This is a genomic window from Aquitalea sp. LB_tupeE, from assembly GCF_013391415.1.
GTDB lineage: Bacteria > Pseudomonadota > Gammaproteobacteria > Burkholderiales > Chromobacteriaceae > Aquitalea.
In genome coordinates this window covers 131,621-150,048 of the sequence record NZ_JACAXB010000016.1, presented here as the reverse complement: position 1 = coordinate 150,048, position 18,428 = coordinate 131,621, and the positions used below count along the sequence as shown (strand labels likewise).

General features: G+C 60.0%; 18 protein-coding genes. 7 read left to right on the top strand and 11 right to left on the bottom strand.

The window, feature by feature from the left end:
* Window positions 1-3 precede the first annotated feature (3 nt).
* A complete protein-coding gene (locus HWX34_RS07940; RefSeq protein ID WP_178971745.1) occupies window positions 4-864 on the bottom strand; it encodes a DMT family transporter in 861 nt (286 codons plus the stop codon).
* Between the two features lie 171 nt (window positions 865-1,035).
* On the opposite strand from HWX34_RS07940, the gene HWX34_RS07935 reads away from it, so the two are divergent.
* Window positions 1,036-1,443: a ribonucleotide reductase subunit alpha gene (locus tag HWX34_RS07935; protein WP_178971744.1), complete on the top strand. Its 408-nt coding sequence runs from the start codon at window positions 1,036-1,038 to the stop codon at window positions 1,441-1,443.
* 132 nt (window positions 1,444-1,575) lie between these two features.
* Entirely contained in the window at window positions 1,576-3,186 is a 1,611-nt protein-coding gene (locus HWX34_RS07930) for an FMN-binding glutamate synthase family protein (RefSeq protein WP_178971743.1), read from the top strand.
* A 39-nt stretch (window positions 3,187-3,225) separates the two neighbouring features.
* Here the strand turns inward: HWX34_RS07930 and HWX34_RS07925 are convergent, their stop codons facing one another.
* The 7 genes from HWX34_RS07925 to HWX34_RS07895 all read right to left on the bottom strand — a co-directional run bounded on the left by HWX34_RS07925 (window position 3,226) and on the right by HWX34_RS07895 (window position 9,866).
* Window positions 3,226-4,263, bottom strand: coding sequence for a histone deacetylase family protein (locus HWX34_RS07925; protein ID WP_178971742.1), 1,038 nt, complete (start codon window positions 4,261-4,263; stop codon window positions 3,226-3,228).
* A gap of 80 nt (window positions 4,264-4,343) precedes the next feature.
* On the bottom strand, window positions 4,344-5,387 hold the full coding sequence (locus tag HWX34_RS07920; protein WP_178971741.1) for an extracellular solute-binding protein: 1,044 nt from the start codon (window positions 5,385-5,387) through the stop codon (window positions 4,344-4,346).
* 66 nt (window positions 5,388-5,453) lie between these two features.
* Entirely contained in the window at window positions 5,454-6,242 is a 789-nt protein-coding gene (locus HWX34_RS07915; protein ID WP_178971740.1) for an ABC transporter permease, read from the bottom strand.
* Window position 6,243: 1 nt separating this feature from the next.
* Window positions 6,244-7,134 (bottom strand): ABC transporter permease, encoded by an 891-nt coding sequence (locus HWX34_RS07910; RefSeq protein ID WP_178971739.1) that lies wholly within the window; start codon window positions 7,132-7,134, stop codon window positions 6,244-6,246.
* Window positions 7,124-8,209, bottom strand: a complete 1,086-nt coding sequence (locus HWX34_RS07905; RefSeq protein WP_178971738.1) for an ABC transporter ATP-binding protein — start codon at window positions 8,207-8,209, stop codon at window positions 7,124-7,126. Before HWX34_RS07905 ends, HWX34_RS07910 begins: the two co-directional genes overlap by 11 nt.
* 97 nt (window positions 8,210-8,306) lie before the next feature.
* A complete protein-coding gene (locus HWX34_RS07900) occupies window positions 8,307-8,492 on the bottom strand; it encodes a hypothetical protein (protein ID WP_178971737.1) in 186 nt (61 codons plus the stop codon).
* Window positions 8,493-8,807: 315 nt separating this feature from the next.
* Window positions 8,808-9,866 carry an AraC family transcriptional regulator gene (locus HWX34_RS07895; RefSeq protein WP_178971736.1) on the bottom strand — a complete coding sequence of 353 codons (1,059 nt, stop codon included), beginning with the start codon at window positions 9,864-9,866 and terminating at the stop codon, window positions 8,808-8,810.
* Window positions 9,867-10,202: 336 nt separating this feature from the next.
* Here HWX34_RS07895 and HWX34_RS07890 point away from each other — a divergent pair, with 336 nt between their 5' ends.
* The 3 genes from HWX34_RS07890 (at window position 10,203) to HWX34_RS07880 (ending at window position 12,085) form a co-directional block, all read left to right on the top strand.
* The gene (locus HWX34_RS07890; RefSeq protein WP_178971735.1) at window positions 10,203-10,655 is read left to right on the top strand and encodes a hypothetical protein; all 453 of its coding nucleotides are present in this window, start codon (window positions 10,203-10,205) and stop codon (window positions 10,653-10,655) included.
* 5 nt (window positions 10,656-10,660) lie between these two features.
* Window positions 10,661-11,587 carry a DUF2145 domain-containing protein gene (locus HWX34_RS07885; RefSeq protein WP_178971734.1) on the top strand — a complete coding sequence of 309 codons (927 nt, stop codon included), beginning with the start codon at window positions 10,661-10,663 and terminating at the stop codon, window positions 11,585-11,587.
* Between the two features lie 117 nt (window positions 11,588-11,704).
* Entirely contained in the window at window positions 11,705-12,085 is a 381-nt protein-coding gene (locus tag HWX34_RS07880; protein WP_178971733.1) for a hypothetical protein, read from the top strand.
* Between the two features lie 233 nt (window positions 12,086-12,318).
* Here the strand turns inward: HWX34_RS07880 and HWX34_RS07875 are convergent, their stop codons facing one another.
* Window positions 12,319-13,224 (bottom strand): DMT family transporter, encoded by a 906-nt coding sequence (locus tag HWX34_RS07875; protein ID WP_178971732.1) that lies wholly within the window; start codon window positions 13,222-13,224, stop codon window positions 12,319-12,321.
* 119 nt (window positions 13,225-13,343) lie between these two features.
* On the opposite strand from HWX34_RS07875, the gene HWX34_RS07870 reads away from it, so the two are divergent.
* A complete protein-coding gene (locus HWX34_RS07870; protein WP_178971731.1) occupies window positions 13,344-13,835 on the top strand; it encodes an Lrp/AsnC family transcriptional regulator in 492 nt (163 codons plus the stop codon).
* Between the two features lie 23 nt (window positions 13,836-13,858).
* Here the strand turns inward: HWX34_RS07870 and HWX34_RS07865 are convergent, their stop codons facing one another.
* Together HWX34_RS07865 and HWX34_RS07860 are read right to left on the bottom strand one after the other, a co-directional pair.
* On the bottom strand, window positions 13,859-14,461 hold the full coding sequence (locus tag HWX34_RS07865; RefSeq protein WP_178971730.1) for a CBS domain-containing protein: 603 nt from the start codon (window positions 14,459-14,461) through the stop codon (window positions 13,859-13,861).
* A gap of 598 nt (window positions 14,462-15,059) precedes the next feature.
* Complete coding sequence (locus HWX34_RS07860; RefSeq protein ID WP_370459689.1) at window positions 15,060-16,457, bottom strand: aminopeptidase P family protein; 1,398 nt, start codon at window positions 16,455-16,457, stop codon at window positions 15,060-15,062.
* Between the two features lie 733 nt (window positions 16,458-17,190).
* Between HWX34_RS07860 and HWX34_RS07855 the strand changes: the two genes are divergently transcribed.
* On the top strand, window positions 17,191-18,267 hold the full coding sequence (locus HWX34_RS07855) for a fimbrial protein (protein WP_178971729.1): 1,077 nt from the start codon (window positions 17,191-17,193) through the stop codon (window positions 18,265-18,267).
* Window positions 18,268-18,428 lie beyond the last annotated feature (161 nt).

The following is an 18,428-nucleotide window of genomic DNA, read 5'->3' as shown; positions in this document are numbered from 1 at the left end:
GACTCAGGAACGGGGTCGCCAGCCCAGCAACAACACCCCGCCCAGAATCAGCACCCCGCCCAGCAGCATCGGCCAACTGACCGCCTCTTGCAGAAACAAGGCCCCCCACAGCACACCAAACACCGGCACCAGATAAGTCACCGTGCTGGCACGCGTGGCCCCCAGCCGGTCTATCAGCCGGTAGTAGATGAGGTAGGCCAGCGAGGTGCAACCCACAGCCAGGGCCAGCACGGCGCCCCACACCATGGACGTGGGCGCATGTGGCGGCAGCGAGAACAAGGCCAGTGGCGCCACCAGCACCGCTCCGCTGAACAGGCTGCCGGTGGCAGTCACCAGCGGCGGCAGGCCGGGTAACCAGCGCCGGGCCATATGGCCGGACCAACCATAACAAGCAGTTGCCCCCAGCATGGCCAGTACCGGCAGCAGCGACTGCACGTCGAATGCCGCGCCACGCCCCAGCATCAACACCAGCACCCCGGCCAGTCCCAGCAGCAGCCCTGCAGCACGCGCCAGGCGCATGCGTTCACCCGCCAGCGGAATGGCCCACAAGGCGGTCATCAAGGGCGTGGTGGCATTCAATACCGAGGCCACGCCAGCCGGCAGGCTATGACTGGCCCAGGCAATCAGACAAAACGGCAGGGCCGACAGAAACACGCCCACCACGGCAATGCGGAACCAGTGCTGCCGCCACAGGGGCAGACCACCACGCAGCAACAAGACCGGTAACAGCACCATGGAGGCCAGCGCCAGACGCAAGGCAATCAGGGGTACTGCACCCAGCTCGGGCACGGCCACCCGCATGAACAGAAACGAGCCACCCCATAAGGCCGCCAGCACCACCAGTCCCATCATGTCGCGATTCATCGTCGCGTCTCCCTTGTTGTCATGCCTGCCAGCATAAAGGGGCAGACCAGACGCTGCACCCGCTTTATTGCGGTCTAATTCCACTGCGCTGCCAGACTAGTTCCTGCGGAGAATAGCCAGCAGCCACACCAGCAGCCACACTGCCTGAGCCCCCTTGTCGAGTGCCTGACCATGGATATCCACGATTTCAACACCCTGCTGGCTGCCGCCCGTCAGCAGCCAGCCCCGCAACAGTTGCTGCTGGTATTTGCCAAGGCCGTGCTGCATGACGACCACCAGCCGCAAGAAGCAGAACGCTTTGCTCGCGGCGAAGGCGGCATCCTGCTGCCCAGCATGTGCCTGGACCGCGCAGCCGGAGAGCTGGTGGATTTTGCCAGCCTGCAAGCCGAATCCGCCCGCATGGGCGAGCCGTGGCACATCATGTTTGTCGCCTGTCTGGATGGCAGCGCCGGTGGCCCGCCACCGGCAGCCGACATCGACGCCGTGCTCAAGCGCATGATCCAGACCATCCAGACCGGTGGCGACATCTCCCGCTATCTGGCTTTCGATCGCAACGGCGACATCGTGCGTTTTCATTAACACCATCACTGCGCTGCCATCAGCCATGGCACAGCCCCGGCCTGGGCGCTAAGCTGAACCCGATCAGGCAGGACAAGTCTCAAGCCTTGTCCTGTTCCACATCGCATTCAGCCCGCGCCTGCCGGAGCCCGCATGAACCTGTCCCTGCTCAGCCGCTATGCCTTTTTTATTGCCTGCATCCTGCTCAGCCTGATCGGCCTGGCACTACACCAGATCGAATGGCTGTGGCCCTTCACCCTCACCGCCATCGCGCTCAGCCTGCTGGGCGTGCTGGACCTCACCCAAACCCGCCACGCGGTGCGGCGCAATTACCCGGTGCTGGGCAATATCCGCTATCTGGTGGAGGCCATCCGCCCGGAAATCCGCCAATACCTGCTGGAAGCCGATGGCGAACAGCTGCCCTTCTCGCGTGACCAGCGCTCGCTGGTTTACGCCCGCGCCAAAAATACCCAGGCCGACAAGCCCTTTGGCACCCTGCTGGATGTCTACGGCAGCGGCTTCGAATTCATCAGCCATTCCATCCGCCCGGCCCCGCGCAGCGACCCGGCCGGTTTTCGCATTGACATCGGCGGCCCGCAATGCCAGCAGCCCTACTCCGCCTCGGTTTTCAATATCTCGGCCATGAGTTTTGGTGCGCTCAGCGCCAATGCCATCCGCGCACTCAATCAGGGAGCCAGCCGGGGCGGTTTCTACCACGATACCGGCGAGGGCAGCATCAGCCCCTATCATCTGGAACACGGCGGCGACTTGGTGTGGGAACTGGGTAGCGGTTACTTTGGCTGCCGCGACGATGAGGGCCGTTTCGACCCGGAACGCTTTGCCCGGCAGGCGCACAACCCGCAGGTGAAGATGATTGAGATCAAGCTCAGCCAGGGTGCCAAGCCGGGTCACGGCGGCATTCTGCCCAAGCACAAGGTGACGCCGGAAATCGCCGCCACCCGTGGCGTGCCGCTGGGGCAGGATTGCGTGTCACCCTCCGGCCACAGCGCGTTTTCCACGCCGCTGGAAATGATGGCCTTCATTGTCCGGCTGCGTGAGCTGTCCGGCGGCAAGCCGGTGGGTTTCAAGTTTTGCCTGGGCCACCCGTGGGAATTCATGGCCATTGCCAAGGCCATGCTGGAGAGCGGCATCCTGCCGGACTTCATTGTGGTGGACGGCAAGGAAGGCGGCACCGGCGCGGCACCGCTGGAGTTTACCGACCACATTGGCGTGCCGCTGCGCGAGGGCCTGCTGTTCGTGCACAACACCCTGGTGGGCCTGAACCTGCGCGACAAGATCAAGCTGGGTGCCAGCGGCAAGATCATCAGCGCTTTCGACATTGCCAGCGTGCTGGCCATCGGGGCGGACTGGGCCAACTCCGCACGCGGCTTCATGTTTGCCGTCGGCTGCATCCAGAGCCAAAGCTGCCACACCAACCGCTGCCCCACCGGCGTGGCCACCCAGGACCCGTTACGCCAGCGCGCACTGGTGGTGCCGGACAAGGCTGAGCGGGTGTATCACTTCCACCGCAACACCCTGCATGCACTGTCCGAGATGCTGGCCGCCGCCGGCCTCACCCACCCGTCGCAGCTGGAGGCGCACCACCTGGTACGGCGGGTGAGCGATACCGAAATCCGCCTGTTCTCCCAGCTGCATGTGTTTTTGCAGCCGGGCGAGCTGCTGGGCGGCGACATCAAGGCCGAGTTCTATGGCCGCATGTGGCGCATGGCGCAGGCGGGCAGCTTTGCGCCGGCCCATGCCTGAAGCCAGTGATGGGGAGGCCACCCGGCCTCCCCGCCATCCTCAGCCTGCCACGCTTTCAAAGCCGGACAACACGTTCACCGCATTCACCCCGATGTCTTCCACCGCATAGCCGCCTTCCATCACGAACAAGGTGGGCAGGCCCAGCCCGGCAATGGCTTCGCCCATGCGCAGGTAGTCGGCATTTTTCAGCTTGAATCGGGAGATCGGGTCCTGCTCGAAGGTATCCACCCCCAGCGACACCACCAGCGCATCCGGTGCGTAGGCGGCTATCTTGCTGCAGGCATCGGCCAGCGCCGGGCCGTAGTGCGACCAGTCGGTGCCATGGGGCAGTGGGTAGTTGTGATTGAAGCCCAGCCCAGCCCCTTCGCCCGGCTCGTCGGCATGGCCCAGAAAATAGGGATATTCCACCATGGGGTCGCCATGCAGTGACAGGAACTGCACATCACTACGCTGGTAGAAGATGCTCTGTGTGCCGTTACCGTGGTGGTAATCCACATCCAGGATGGCCACCCGCTTGGCTCCCTTGTCCAGCATGGCCTGGGCGGCAATGGCAGCGTTGTTCAGATAGCAATAGCCGCCCATGTAATCCGCCGCGGCATGGTGGCCGGGCGGGCGGCACAGCGCAAAGGTGCTGCGCCCGGTGGCCAGCATGGTATCCAGCCCGGTCAGCGCCACATTGGCCGAGGAACGGATGGCCTGCCAGGTACCGGCGGTGATGGGCACCCCGGCATCGAACGAGTAGTAGCCCATCAGGCCGTCGATATCCTGCGGAATGCGGTCGGTACGCAGGCCGCGCACCGGCCACACCAGCGGCAGGGCATCATGGCTGCGGCCCTCGGCCTGCCACAGGCTCCAGGCCTGCTCCAGAAAATGCAGATAACCGGCGTCATGCACGCGCAACAGCGGCTCCAGCCCGTGTTCGGTGGGAGAGATGATGTCGCCCAACCCGGTCTGGCGCACGCGCTGCAACACCATGTCAGCGCGGCTGGGCATTTCAAAGCAAGGCTTGAGGGTGCCGTCGATCAGCTCGGCATTGCCGTGGTGCAAGTGGTGGTCGTCACTGTAAGTCGTCAGCATGCAGGTCTCCTTGCCGCTGGCGGTGAGCCAGCGGCATTGTGTTGTGTTTGCAAGGGAAAGCCGGCCTCAGCCAGCAAGTGTCATTTCTTCAGCTTGGTCCACACCCGGTCGCGCAGCGCATTGGCCTTGGCCGAACAGTTCTTGTTGGGCACAAACAGCGCACGCATGGCGGCAGTGGGGTTGATGGCCGGGTCGGCCTTGAGGTCGGCGACAAAATAGGCCGCACTGCCCTTGATGGCATTGTTGTAGCCGGTGAAGTTGGAGGCCTCGGCGATATTCTTCGGCTCCATCATCCAGTTGATGAACTTGAGCGCGTTATCGCGATTCTTGGCCCCTTTGGGGATCACCAGATTGTCATTCCAGAACGGGATGCCTTCTTTCGGATAGACAAACACGGCGGATTTGAGCTTCTGCCGGGTACGGTAGGCGGCACCGTTCCATTGCTGGTGCATGATGACTTCCTGCGCCTGCATGCGCTCGATGGTGCCGTCGGAGTTATACATGGCCAGCATGGGCTTTTGCGCTTCCAGCAGGTCCTGGATGCGCTTGGCCTGTTTCGGGTCCTCGGTACACTGGTCCACTTTCAGGTAGATGGCAGCGGCCTTGTACAACTCGGCCACGTCATTGAGCGCCACCACCTTGCCCTTGAGCGCGGCCGGCGGGGTGAAGAAGCTCTTCCAGCTATTGTCCAGCTTGCCGCCCGGCACCCGGCTGGCGTCATAGGTAAAGCCGGTCACCCCCCACATGTATGGCGCGGAATATTCGCGCTGCGGGTCGAAATCCGGCTTGTTGAGCGGCGCTTCCACCAGCTTGAAATTGGGCATTTTGCTGGCATCGATTTTTTCCAGCAGGCCTTCGTCGCGCATGATTTTCACCATGTAGTCGGACGGCACCACCACGTCATAGCCCTTGGCCCCGGCCTTGAGCTTGGCCAGCAGCGATTCATTGGAATCAAACACATCCAGGTTCACCTTGATGCCGGTTTCCTTCTCGAAGCGCTTGAGCAAATCCTGCGGGATGTAGTCAGACCAGTTGTACAGGTTCAGCTCCCCTGCGGCCATGGCCGAGGCGGATACCAGCAGGCCAGCCGCCAGGGCCAGCGAATGCAGTTTGCAGACTTTCATGGCATTTCTCCTTCGTATGTTGTGCAACAAGCGAAACATGAGGGGCAGCACAGCCGCCGACCCGGTTCAGGATTTGCGCTGGCCCATCCAGTAGGACAGCGCGACAAAAGCAATCGACACCAACAGCATCAGCGCCGACACCGCATTTACTTCCGGGGTAATGCCCATGCGGATCAGGCCGAAGATGTACACCGGCAGTGTGGTAGCACCGGCACCGGCCACAAAAAAGGTGATGACAAAATCGTCCAGCGACACGATGAAGGCCAGCATGGCCCCGGACAGCACGCCAGGCAGGATCAGGGGCAGGGTCACGCGACGGAAGGTGGCAAACGGCCCGGCGTACAGATCCGCCGCCGCTTCGGCCAGCCGTGGGTCCAGCCCTTCCAGCCGGGCGCGGATGGGCAGGTAAGCAAAGGGAATACAGAACACGGTGTGGGCAATCAGCACCGTCATCAGCCCCAGGTCCAGCCCCAGCGCAAGAAAGAACAGCAAGGACGCCACGGCAGTGACGATTTCCGGCACCAACAGCGGCAGGCCCAGCATGGCATTGATGAAGGCCTGACCACGAAAACGCTTGCCCGCCATGGCCAGCGCCGCCATGGTGGCAAAGCTGGTGGCCAGCACCGTGGCCCCGCAGGCGATGATCAGCGAGTTCTTGGTGGCGCGCAGGATGTTGTCGTTGTCCATCACCTTCAGATACCAGTCGAAGGAAAAACCGGTCCACAGTGTGGCAATGCGGTTGGCGTTGAAGGACAACACCACCAGCACCACGATGGGCAGGTAAAGGTAGACAAAGGCCAGCATGGCGGTGGGGGTGACGCCACGGAAGCGCCACAGGGTATTGGAGGCTTGCATGTCATTCTCCCGGAGGGCGCTGGAAGCGCTTGGTGTAAACCCACATCGCCAGCAGCACCAGCGCCAGCAACATGAAGGACAAGGCAGCCCCAAAAGGCCAGTTACGGGCAGTGCCAAACTGGTTCTGGATCAGGTTGCCTATCATCAGGCTCTTGCCACCGCCCAATAGCTCGGGGATGTAGTAAGAGCCGATAGCCGGAATGAACACCAACAGGCAGCCCGCCACGATGCCGGGCATGGCCAGTGGCAGAATCACCCGCCGCAGCGCCTGCCAGCGGTTGGCCCCCAGGTCGAAGGCGGCTTCCACCAGCCGCCAGTCCATTTTTTCCAGACTGGTGTAGATGGGCAGCACCATAAAGGGCAGGAAGGAATAGACAAAGCCGATGGCCACCGCCGTGGGGGTGTACAGCACATCCAGCGCCCCCTGGCTCAAGCCCAGCGCGGACAGGCTGCTATCGATCAGCCCGCCATTGCGCAGCAGCAGCATCCAGGCGTAGGTCCGCACCAGGAGGTTGGTCCAGAAGGGAATGGAAATCAGCAGAATCAGCCGCTGGCGGGTTTTTTCTTCTTTCAGCGCGATATACAGCGCGGTGGGAAAGCCGATCAGCAGCGTCACCACCGTGGCGAAACCCGCCAGCAAAAACGAGCGGCCAAAGATTTGCAGGTAATCGCTGTTGAGTGTGAGGCTGTCGTCCAGATCGCGCTCGTACAGGAACTGCACATAGGCGTCCAGGCTCCATTCCTTCCAGCGCACGCCGCCGTAGGTGTCCGGGGCCAGCACCGACATCCAGGCCATCAGCAACATGGGCAGCACCATGAACAGCAGCAGGGTGAGCGTAGTGGGCGCCAGCAGCAGGCGGCGGCGCAAGCGCCGTTGTGGGTCAAGCGACATGGTCGGCCTCCTGCAAACGGTGGAAGGCACCCGGCTGCGCCGACAGCTGCACGCGCTCGCCCACCCGGGCTAGCCGCACCGCTCCGCTGTCATTGGTATTGCGCACCCGGCAAGGCTGACCGTCGGCCAGTTGCACGGTGTAAACGGTATCCACGCCGCGATACACCACCTCGGACACCACGCCGTGCAAGCCGCTACCGCTGGTGGACAGTTGCAGGCGCTCCGGTCGCACCGCCAAGGCGGCATGGCCGTCGTGGCTTTGGTCCAGCACGGTGCCGGGCAGGCTGCCTGCTTCGCCAAAGTGCAGCAGGCCATCGGCCACCCGCCCTTGCAGAAAGGAGGTTTCGCCAATGAAATCGGCGACAAAGCGGTTGGCCGGGCGGTCGTAAATGTCCTCCGGGCTGCCCACCTGCTGCAGCTTGCCCGCCGACATCACCGCGATGCGGTCGGACATGGTGAGCGCTTCTTCCTGATCGTGGGTGACAAACACAAAAGTGATGCCGGTTTCACGTTGCAGGCGCTTGAGTTCCACCTGCATTTCCTTGCGCAGTTTCAGGTCCAGTGCGGACAAGGATTCGTCCAGCAGCAATACCTTGGGCGACGGGGCCAGCGCACGGGCCAGCGCCACCCGCTGCTGCTGGCCGCCGGACAGCTGGTGCGGACGACGACGGGCAAAACCGCCCAGCTTCACCAGTTCCAGCTTCTCCGCCACGATGGGCTTGATGTCTGCCGCTTTAACACCGCGCATTTCCAGGCCGAAGGCGATGTTTTCCTCCACCGTGAGGTGCGGAAACAAGGCATAGCTCTGGAAGACGGTATTCACCGGGCGCTGGAAGGGCAGCTTGCCGGACAGCGATTCGCCATACAGGCGGATATCGCCGCTACTGACGTCCTCGAAACCGGCAATCATGCGCAGCAAGGTGGTCTTGCCACAGCCGGACGGGCCTAACAGGGTGAAAAATTCGTTCTCGCGGATGCTCAGCGCAATATGGTCCAGCGCCAATACCGCATGTTCATCATGGCCAAAACGCTTGCAGACATGGTCGACGTCAATTGCCACACGATTGCCGGTCATGGCAGTCCTCCGGTGCAAATGCAGTGAAAACACGCCCCCGCACCACGCCGCACGGCGATGGTGTTGGGTTGCTGTCAGGATGGGAAAAAGCCTGGCGCTACACGCCGGGCGGGCGGGCATGACCGCACGGGCTCAGCCGTGCAGCCGGGTCATCGCACAAGAAGGAAGTGCCGTGGCAGATTGGGGAAAAGTCACCCTCCGGCCGTGTGCCGCTTGGTCGCAGGTACTGGCGCATGGCCGGGTGTCGCACCGCCAGAATGGCGGCATCGCTTGGCTTGCTCATGGTTTCTCCTCCGTTTTGTGTGATCGGACGTGACATTGCCTACAGGCCGGGGAGCCGCGTGGCACGCTCCTGGCGAGGGAGAAATGGCCTGGGCAATGACATTGAGTGGTCCGTCTTTTTTTTATTCATTCTGCCAACAAGCGCGGTCGCGAAAAGATACATAGCGGTCAACTATGGGATAAATCCGGCCAAAAATACGGTGCAAACCGCGTACCGGACAGCGCCTGCCGGTTCAGCCAGGTCGTTCCGGACAGGCAGACTTACGCTCAGACAGCCGCATTGGCAGGGACAGAAACGAAGGGAAACGCAGCAGCGTCAGCGACGCAAATCGGAGGGTCGCTTGCCGGTCCAGCGGGCAAAGGCGTGGCGGAAACTGGCGGATTCGGCAAAGCCCAGCCGCTCGGCAATCATGCCGATAGACAGGCTGCTTTCCTGCAGCAGATGCAGCGCTTGCTGGTGCCGTGCCTGATCCAGCAAGGCCTGGAAGGAGGTTCCCAGTGCGGACAGCTTGCGCCGCAGCGTGCGTTCGGACATGTGCAAGGTGGCGGTCAGCTCGTCCAGTCGGGCAAACCGCACCGGGTCGGACTGCATCAGGCGCAGCACCCGCGCCACCAAGGCCGAGCCATGACTGCTGGCCCATTGCTGCTGCTGACGCTGGCATTGCTCCAGCGCCATGTGGAAGCTGACCGCATCGGCCAGCGGTTGTGGCCGATCCAGCCATTTGGCCGGAAACAGCAATGCGTTTTCCGCCATGTCAAAACTGCCCGCCTGACCAAAAATGGCCGGATAAAGCCCGGCATGCGCGGGTGGAGCAAAACTCATGTGCACGGCCTTGGGCGACCAGCGCACACCCATGCAGTCGCGGGCGATGGTCCACATCGAAGACAGGCACATTTCGGCATTGAAGCAGAGCAAATCCTCGCGGTAGCGATAGTGCTCGGCCAGCAGGCAGGCATCCTTGCCCCGCTCTTCCAGCCGCAGGGTGAAATAGCTGGCCAGCAACAAGGGAAAGCGGATGGCGGTTTCCAGCGCCACGCGCAAGGTGGGACTCACCAGCATGGTGTAACCCAGAATGCCGTAGTTGGAGGTGTGCATGGCATGGCCCAGCCGCAGGCCAAGGGCATCGTCCTGCGACAGGCGACGCGCGGTGTCGAAGACGGTGAGTTCCTGATGGTGGTTGATCAGCCGGGCCGGCTCCAGCAGGCGTTCCGGTGGAAGGCCGCTGCCCGCCAGCACCTCGGCGGCGGCAATGCCCTGCTCTGCCAGTACGTTCACCGTAGTGACAATCGCATGCAGCGACACCGGCCGACTGGAAGGGTTGTCGTGGCCGGGAGGGTCAACAGCATCAGAACTGGCAGGCCGTGCAATGTGCATTCTGGTCTTCAGCCATGGCTAACAGGCCATGCGCTGTCTCCGACAGGGGACAATCGGCTGATCTTGCCGTCTTGCCAACGGCCTGGCAAGCCAGCCAGGCTCGGGCCCTGCAGGCTGACTGACACATCAAAATTTGTAAAATTGCTTGTCGGTGGCAGGCCACGCCCGGAACAATACGGCTGCGCACGCAGACCAACTGTAGGCCATAAACAGATGGCTGGCGCAGCCTGATCTTGCCACTGCCCCACACCGGCTGGTGGCCTACCCGCACAGGGCCAATGCGGCAGTGCGCTTTCTCTTCGCAAGACTCCGTTCCGGATGGACATAGCCAATATCATGATCACACTGCACAAAACCCTAGCTTCTTCCTGCTGCCTGATGCTGGGCTTGCTATGCACCCAGGCCAACGCTGCCGTCTCCATGCTGTCGGTGTCCGACAGTGTCAGCGCCACGGTGGGCAGCATTTCCACCTCCTTGCAGAACTCCTCCAAGGCTGTCGGCAATATCGCCGAGGGCGACTACAAGGTGGTGGCCGTGGCCCAGGCCGACCAACCGGGCAAAACCCAGCTCACCCTGGTGCCGGTGGCTGCCGCCAACAATACCGAGCCCTTCAATCTGTTCGTGGCCCAGGCTGACGTGAAGCACAGCGGCGTGGAAACCGGCCAGATCGTGCATGCACAAAAACAAGCCTATGGCCTGGTGTTTGCCCGCGCCGACAACCAACAGCCGTTTGCCCTGCTGCTGGATCAGGCCTGGAAGTCTGAAGTGCAGCCCAAGGTGGTGTCCTGATTCTGTTGCACCGTCCCACCGGCCGACGCCTTCAAGCCCTGCTGATGGCAGGGCTGTTTGCCTTGTCAGCCACACTGGCCAAACAGGCGGCTGCAGGTTCGCTGCTGTTTTGCGAACAGTCGTCGCAGCAGAGCGTGGCACGCAAAAGCGACCTGCTGCTATTCAGCCAGCAGGTACGCCAGCTGCTGGATGCATCCGGTCATCAGGCGGCCATCATCTCCCGCTCCGGGCTGGACCTGGAGCGTTTCCATATCCGCCTGTCCCATGCAGGCATCAGCCTGCGCAACAATCCCAACTCGCCATGGTCGGTACGCCAGCTGTACTACGCCTGTGAAGAACAGCGTCCGCATTTGTACGACCAGGGCCTGCCGGGTTTCCTGATCGACCAGCCGCAAGGCAGCAATGTGTACTTGTCCATCCTGCTGTTGCCGGCAAAACAGGAAGAACAACTGGTAGCCGCCGCGCTGGACAACAAGCTGTCGCTGCAACTGCTGGGGGCGGACTACAGCGCCAACGCCTACCCCTTTTCCACCCGCTACCAGAACTGTAACCAGTGGCTGGTGGAGCTGCTGGCGCACGCCTGGGGACAGTTACCGCATGAAGGCGATGGCCGCAGGCAGGCGCAGGACTGGCTGCAACAGCAGGGCTATCGCCCGGATACCGTCGATGTGAAACACCGCTACATGGTGTGGGCGGCCAATGTGGTGCCACTGGTGCACAATGGCGACCACCCGGACAGCGAACTGGCGGCAAACCGCTATCAGGTGAGCCTGCCCGCGGCAATCGAAGGTTTTGTGCGTCAGCAGGCCGCAGGGGCCGAACGGATTCAGGTTTGCCTGCGCGGCAAGACGCTGGTCACTCACCAGGGCTGGGATGACATGGCGGATGATTGCCAACCGGCAGCGGGTGACACGGTACAGCAGCTGGGTTGAGTACCAAGCGCTGCGCTTAACCTTTCTTTACCCGATCTTTACATCCAGCGGCCTCATGCCTGCGCGCTGACATACCGATAATGAAGCATCCGATCATCATTTGTATGCAGCGAGACCATGATGGATATCAGCAAAACCAGCGCGGCAAACAACAGCACCAGCACACTGAGCAGCAGTGGCAAGACTGCGGCCAGAACGGGCAAGGACAGCAACACACTGGACAGTGACGGCAAGGCGGCAAGCGCCTCGCCCTCCACCATCGTGAAACTGCAAAGCAAGGGCAAGGCAGATGAGGCCAGCAGTGACAGCAATGCCGCCAGCACGGATGACAACGCGCCATCCGCCGTCAAATCCTTTACCTATGGCGTGCTGAACCTGCCCGATCCGGCAGCCGACCCCGCCCCGACACCCAGCCAGACGGAAAACAGCTATTTCACTGCCGGACGCTGGGCCGCAGCGGCAGTCACCGTCGGCACGCTGATTTCGCTGGTGGTTTGACACACCGCCACACAGCGCAAAGGCCGCTCATCAGCGGCCTCAGGCTGCTGACAAAGTCATTTGATGCGATTGCACCGGACCCGGCAAAGCCGGGCCTTACGACCAAGCACCTGATTCCGCAGCCTTCCCATCTAATCCCAATCCCCCCGCCCTTTCCCTGAAAGGGAGCCTCGCTTTCATTGCAGAAAGCGAGCGGGGTTTGGCGATAGTCTGGGGCCGCTTTGCAGCGGCGTTCAGCGCCGGGCGATCAGCACAATCCCCACCCCCACCAGCAGCATGCCGGCCAACTCGCGCGCCAGCGGCCACTCCCCCAGCTGCAGTGCCGCCATAGCCACCGCCAGCAGCGGAATCACCAGCGCATTAAAGCTGAGCGTGCTGGCCGGCAAACGCTTGAGCAGCCACAGCCAGGCCAGCCAGCCCACCGCGCTGGACAATACTCCGGCGTACAAGAGGCCCAGCACAAAAGCGCCGGACCAATGGATATGGGCAAAATCCGCCCACGGCCACAAGGCAAGAATTGGCAACAGGCCAATCAAGGCCTGCCAGGCCGAAAAATTCAGGCTGTCGAGCTGGCCACAGCGTGTCGCCCGCTTGCTCAACACCGAACCGAGCGCCCAAAAGAAACCAGCCAGCACCGCCAGCAGCATGGGCAATACCCCGCCATGCAGCTGCCAGGGCGCCACAATCAGCATCAGCCCGACAAAACCGGCGGCCAAGGCCTGGCCGGTACGGCGGCCAAACGGCTCGGCCAGCAACCAGCGTGACAGCAGCGCCACCCAGAACGGCATGGTAAATACCAGTACCGAAGTGCGCCCCGCCGCCCCCGCTACCAGCGCCAGGGTAATGGACAGGCTGTACAGACAGGTGGTACTCAGCCCCACCTGCGCCGCCTGCGACAGGCGCTGCGGCCGGATGGCACGGCCACGCGCCAGCAGCACGCCAAACAGGGTCAGGCTGCCCAGCGTGGTACGCAAAATCAGATGGGTAATGGGTGTGGTGGCCTGCAAGGTCTGCTTCATCACCACATAGTTGTAGGCCCACAGCGTCACCAGCGCAGCAAACAGCAGCATGGGCAGCCAGCGTGCGGATGCCGCGGTGCGGGACAGGAAGGGATTGAGGATGGTACTGGAAGCCGACATGGTGCATCTCCGATGGATGCTGCCAGTGTAAGCAGCGCGCCAGCTTGCACCGCTGCGTTTTACTGCAGCAAAATGCAGCCAAACTGATGTTTGTGAATAAGCAATGCAGGAAAACTGATATGCCGGATGAAAAACAGCTGGATAGCTACGACCGCAAGCTGCTGGCCCTGCTACAGGAAGACGCGCGCCGCACCCACGATGAACTGGCCGAAGCCGTCAGCCTGTCGCCCACTGCCGTTACCCGGCGGCTCAAACGGCTGCGCAGCGAGGGCATCATCCGCCGCGAAGTGGCCTTGGTAGACCCGGCCGTACTGGGACGCCCGCTGCGGCTGGTGGTGAATGTGATTCTGGAGCGCGAGCGCATTGCGCTGGTGGATGCCTTCAAACAGGCCATCCGCGCCGCGCCGGAAGTGGTGGAGTGCTACCACGTGACCGGGCGGCCGGACTTTGTGCTGGTGGTGCTGGTACGCGACATGGGCGATTACGAACGCTTTTGCCGCCAGCACATCATGAGCAATGACAATGTGCGGGAATTTGAATCGCTGGTGGTGATGGAAACCACCAAGTACAGCACCGCCGTGCCACAAGACACGGCGGACGAAGCTTGCTGAAAGCCCGGCCCGCCCAAACGGGCTCAGCCCTCATGCAACAGTGCGTGCTGGATTTCCGACAAGGCCTGCGGCACGCGCATGAAATTGAGCGGCATGCCCAAGCGCCGTGCCATGTGGGAAGACGAGAACATGCCACACAGCTGGTAGTGACCGGTGTTCAGGTCCAGCTCGGCCACCAGCGCATGCTGCCGGCCCTGCTGCTTCAGCGTGGATACCATGTGACCGACGGTGGCGTGCTGCACATCAGCCAAGGACAGCATTTCCAGCTCGCTGCGCGGCGTCATCACGTCGCGCACCAGCACTTCATCGTGACGCTTGCCATGCTCCAGCATGCACTGCACCGGGCGTTCGCCCAGAATGTCCGAAGCGGTGATCAGGCCCACCAGGCGGCTTTCGTCATCCTGTACAAACAACAGGCGGATGCCGCGGCTGATCATCAGATTGTGCGCATGACGCAGGATTTCGTCCTCACCAATACTCACCGGGTCGATGATGCGCAGGTCTGTCATCACCTCCAGCGCCGGGCTTTTGAGATTGATGGGGCGTTGCGGGCGCTGGTCCAGATGAACCAGATCGGTATGTTTAGGCATGGCCATGGATGGCAGCGCTTGGAATGTGGTTTCCATGTGACTCTCCAGCTGATGGATGTTGTTGTCTGGCTAGGCTGTTGCCTGGTCACAGTGGCGCGGCAGGCAGTCTGTCACGTCGCTGACGGGTGGAGCCGGTACTGTCTCCCCTACTCCGGCCCAGATTTCATTCTAGGCAGGATTTTCCAGATGCAAGGCCAACGTTGAACCCAAGCTGCAAATAAGTGTTGCTCGCAAGCGCTCAGATTCAGCAATGGCTCACACAGCCACAAGCCATGCTGAAAAATCAACGCGACCCGCCCAGCCCGCCAGACCTGCTTCTTGTACTGCATCCCTGCCCGACCGACCAGTGATCGCGGTCATGCCCATGCTCCTCGTGCCACGCCAGACATGAAAAAACCGCCGTGAAGGCGGTTTCAGGCTGCTGACAAAGTCATTTGATGCGATTGTACCGGACCCGGCAAAGCCGGGCCTGACGACCGAGCATTTAATTCCGCAGCCTTCCCATCGATCCCCTTTCCCCCCGCCCTTTCCCTGAAAGGGAGCCTCGCTTTCTTTTCAGAAAGGGAGAAGGATTTGCCAATAATCTGAAACCGCCGTGAAGGCGGTTTCTTTGCTGGTGCGATAGCAAAACAGCTCACATCTGCATGATGGCTTCCAGCTCTTCCACGGTTTTGGGAATGGGCTCGCCCAGCACCCGACTGCCGGTTTGCGTCACCAGCACATTGTCTTCAATGCGGATGCCGCCAAAACCGCTCATCTCGGCAAAGCGCGCGTAGTTGATGTACGGGCTGTGACGGCCCTCGGCCTGCCAGGCGGCAATCAGCGCCGGAATGAAGTAAATGCCCGGTTCCACGGTCAGCACCATGCCCGCCTTCAATGCCTTGCCCAGCCGCAGATAGCCCAAGCCGAACAAGGGACTGCGCTGGACGGTGTCGTCATAGCCCACCAAGTCCTCGCCCAGGCCTTCCATATCGTGCACGTCCATGCCGATCTGATGCCCCAGGCCATGCGGGAAGGCAATGGCATAGGCACCGGACTCGACAATCTCCTCCACCGGGCCGTGGAAGAAGCCCAGCTCGCTCATGCCCTGCACCATCACCTGCGCTGCCAGCTTGTGCACGTCCAGATAGCGCACGCCGGGCTTGATGGCGGCGATGGCCTGCAGCTGCATGTCCAGCACGATGTTGTACAGCTCGCGCTGCTGCTGGTTGAAACGCCCGCCCACCGGGAAGGTACGGGTGATGTCGCTGGCGTAGCCGCCACCAGAGGTACAGCCGGTGTCGTTCAGTACCAGGTCGCCCTTTTGCAGCACATTGTCGTGCGCGTGGTTGTGCAGCACCTCGCCACGCCGCGAGAAGATGGACGGATAAGCCAGCTGCCAGTCATGGCGACGCATGATGCCTTCCATGATGCCCACCACCTGATGCTCCACCACGCCGGGGCGCGAAGCCTGCATGGCGGCCACATGCATGGCACCGGTGACGGCCAGCGCAGCTTCCATTTCGGCCACTTCTTCCGCGCTCTTGATTTCACGCAGCGCCACCACCGCGCGGGTGAGTGCAGGTGAAAAACCTGCCGCCACCACGGACGGATGCACCCCCAGCAGGCGGCCCAGTTCCAGCCGGGTCTCGCCACGGTACGGTGCCAGATAATGCACAGCCCGCCCGGCTGCTCGGGCGGTGGCTACCGCCTGCTCCAGCACGGCATACGGCTGGCTGAGGCTGATGCCGGCAGTGGCGGCGCGCTCGGCCAGGCAAGGCTGCGGGCCGGTCCACACGATGTCCGCCACGTCAGGGTCGTTGCCAAACAGCGTGGTGGTGCCAGCGGCAGTGTCCATCAGCGCCGCCATGCCCGGCTGGTTCTGGCCAAAGAAGTAGCGGAAGCTGGAATCCTGCACAAAGGGGAAGATGTTGTCGTGGTAGTTCATCGGCGAATCCACATTGCCAACAAACAACAACAGGCTGTCCGGCATGGACTGCTGCAGCGCGCTGCGGCGCTGCTGATAGACAGCAGCAGAAAAAGTCACGCTCACTTCACTTCCCCCTTTTTTTCCATGTTCACTGCAATACAACTGGCATTTTATGGCAGAAAACCATGGCAACACGCAGATTGTATCCAAACAAAACACTCTACACGGCTCACAGGAACATGGCTACCACAACAAGGGCTGCCGCACAGCACCACAGAAACGCGACCATGCGCATCTGCCGGATGTGGCAGCACACAACGCCATGCGTCTTCCGCAGCGCTTGATGAAGATGGAGTGTCCTAAAACAAATAAGAAACTCTGCCATAAGTTGCAAATATATTCCTACGGCGGTAACAAGGACTCCTCTATATCAGCACCCAGAATTTAAGAAAATTCCATAGGAGCAAAGGAAATTTCCTAGTATTTTTATCCCAGCTGACTGTCTACTATTCCTTAGTCCTATTGCTAACGCCACAGAAATATTATGCCACGGCATGAGGGCTCCACAACCACACTTGATTAATTCATCCATTAGATTATTTATAAAATAATTGCATTATAAAAATACAATCAGACTTTCAATATCGGTGAGATTAAGAAATTTCAAGCAGGAAGCAGGAAATTTTTTATCTTCCTTCATTTGTGCACAATAACCCCGGCATACCTTTACTGCCTACTTAACGGCCAGATATTTCTGATCTGTTTGACCAATCGCCGGCCTGATGAACCCTAACTGCAATTGCATAATAAACACGATGAAGTCAATCAAAAATTCAACCTATCGAGTATTCAAGCTATGAAATCATACAAGCAGGCTTCTCATACATATCTCCATTTTAAAAAAATATTCAAGCTTATTATTTCAATTCTATGCCATCGCAAACTAATTTCTCTTGCCTATGTACTTGCAATATGGGCAGCTTTATCAGCCACCATGGCAATGGCTGAGTGCACCACGAAGAATGCTAATATTACTCTGCCAGACTTAGCGCTCAATCGAGACAATGTACCTATTGACTCTCCTATTGGTAGTGAATTCACATCTCCTGTCACAACAATCTTAACTTGCACAAGCAATCCCAATGGGCGTATCGTAACAGTAATGGGATCATACAACGCGCTAAAAGAAATTAATGGGAGAAACATTTTAAAAACAAGTAATCCCGGCATTGGGTTCGCCTATGGATTTGAACCAACAGCCGACGACTGCCTAAGCGCCGGCCTTAAATGGTCCTCGAAGACTAATGATTCTTCATTCTGTTCCAGCCAATTCTCGGCAGTACCGAAGATGACGCTGACTGGAAAATTTCATTTTCAACTCTACAAAATAGCTAATATCAGTGGCTCCAAAAATACAACGCTTGGTACAGAGACACCGGGGGTAATCGCATCGGAAACTAACAACTACACCTACACTGCAAATATGAATGTAAATACATTCAATGTCACCACAAGTAGCTGTAGCTTGCTTAGCGCAAGTAGCACCAACGTGTCACTACCTACAATTTCCAAGAATGGCTTGTCTATTCAGAGCACCACTGCTGGAAGTACGCCATTCTCCATTACGATAAACTGCCCTTCCCCCACCAATTTGAATATCACATTTACTGATAACAATAATATTGGCCAAACAACAACCATTCTGAAAAACACCTCAACGGCAACAGGGGTTGGCGTTCAGCTATCTTACAAAGGCAATATCATCAGTTTTGGCCCGGATTCTGCAGAACCTGGCACCATCAACCAGATTGTACTGGACAACAACATGACAGGGACGCAAACCTTTCAATTCAATGCAGCGTATATCCGCACAGGAACCATCACACCAGGGGCAGTGGCGGCAAAGGCCACCTTCACCCTGTCCTACCAATAAAAAAAGGCCGCATGCACACGCAAGCGGCCATTTTCATGGCGATTACGATGAATTTAGTTTCATTAGTTATCTGCTGAATGAACAACGCGTTCGCAAATATTCGTGGCCTGCAACACTAGAGAATTTTCCTGGTAATAAATAAGAATTATCTTATGCAAAAA

Bases quoted from the DNA above. Each gene is read 5' to 3' on its own strand.
- HWX34_RS07880 (WP_178971733.1), top strand. From the start codon at position 11,705: ATGATGGATATCAGCAAAACCAGCGCGGCAAACAACAGCACCAGCACA.
- HWX34_RS07915 (WP_178971740.1), bottom strand. From the start codon at position 6,242: ATGCAAGCCTCCAATACCCTGTGGCGCTTCCGTGGCGTCACCCCCACC.
- HWX34_RS07920 (WP_178971741.1), bottom strand. From the start codon at position 5,387: ATGAAAGTCTGCAAACTGCATTCGCTGGCCCTGGCGGCTGGCCTGCTG.
- HWX34_RS07910 (WP_178971739.1), bottom strand. From the start codon at position 7,134: ATGTCGCTTGACCCACAACGGCGCTTGCGCCGCCGCCTGCTGCTGGCG.
- HWX34_RS07865 (WP_178971730.1), bottom strand. From the start codon at position 14,461: ATGGAAACCACATTCCAAGCGCTGCCATCCATGGCCATGCCTAAACAT.
- HWX34_RS07870 (WP_178971731.1), top strand. From the start codon at position 13,344: ATGCCGGATGAAAAACAGCTGGATAGCTACGACCGCAAGCTGCTGGCC.
- HWX34_RS07890 (WP_178971735.1), top strand. From the start codon at position 10,203: ATGATCACACTGCACAAAACCCTAGCTTCTTCCTGCTGCCTGATGCTG.
- HWX34_RS07900 (WP_178971737.1), bottom strand. From the start codon at position 8,492: ATGAGCAAGCCAAGCGATGCCGCCATTCTGGCGGTGCGACACCCGGCC.
- HWX34_RS07930 (WP_178971743.1), top strand. From the start codon at position 1,576: ATGAACCTGTCCCTGCTCAGCCGCTATGCCTTTTTTATTGCCTGCATC.
- HWX34_RS07925 (WP_178971742.1), bottom strand. From the start codon at position 4,263: ATGCTGACGACTTACAGTGACGACCACCACTTGCACCACGGCAATGCC.
- HWX34_RS07895 (WP_178971736.1), bottom strand. From the start codon at position 9,866: ATGCACATTGCACGGCCTGCCAGTTCTGATGCTGTTGACCCTCCCGGC.
- HWX34_RS07905 (WP_178971738.1), bottom strand. From the start codon at position 8,209: ATGACCGGCAATCGTGTGGCAATTGACGTCGACCATGTCTGCAAGCGT.
- HWX34_RS07855 (WP_178971729.1), top strand. From the start codon at position 17,191: ATGAAATCATACAAGCAGGCTTCTCATACATATCTCCATTTTAAAAAA.
- HWX34_RS07935 (WP_178971744.1), top strand. From the start codon at position 1,036: ATGGATATCCACGATTTCAACACCCTGCTGGCTGCCGCCCGTCAGCAG.
- HWX34_RS07875 (WP_178971732.1), bottom strand. From the start codon at position 13,224: ATGTCGGCTTCCAGTACCATCCTCAATCCCTTCCTGTCCCGCACCGCG.
- HWX34_RS07940 (WP_178971745.1), bottom strand. From the start codon at position 864: ATGAATCGCGACATGATGGGACTGGTGGTGCTGGCGGCCTTATGGGGT.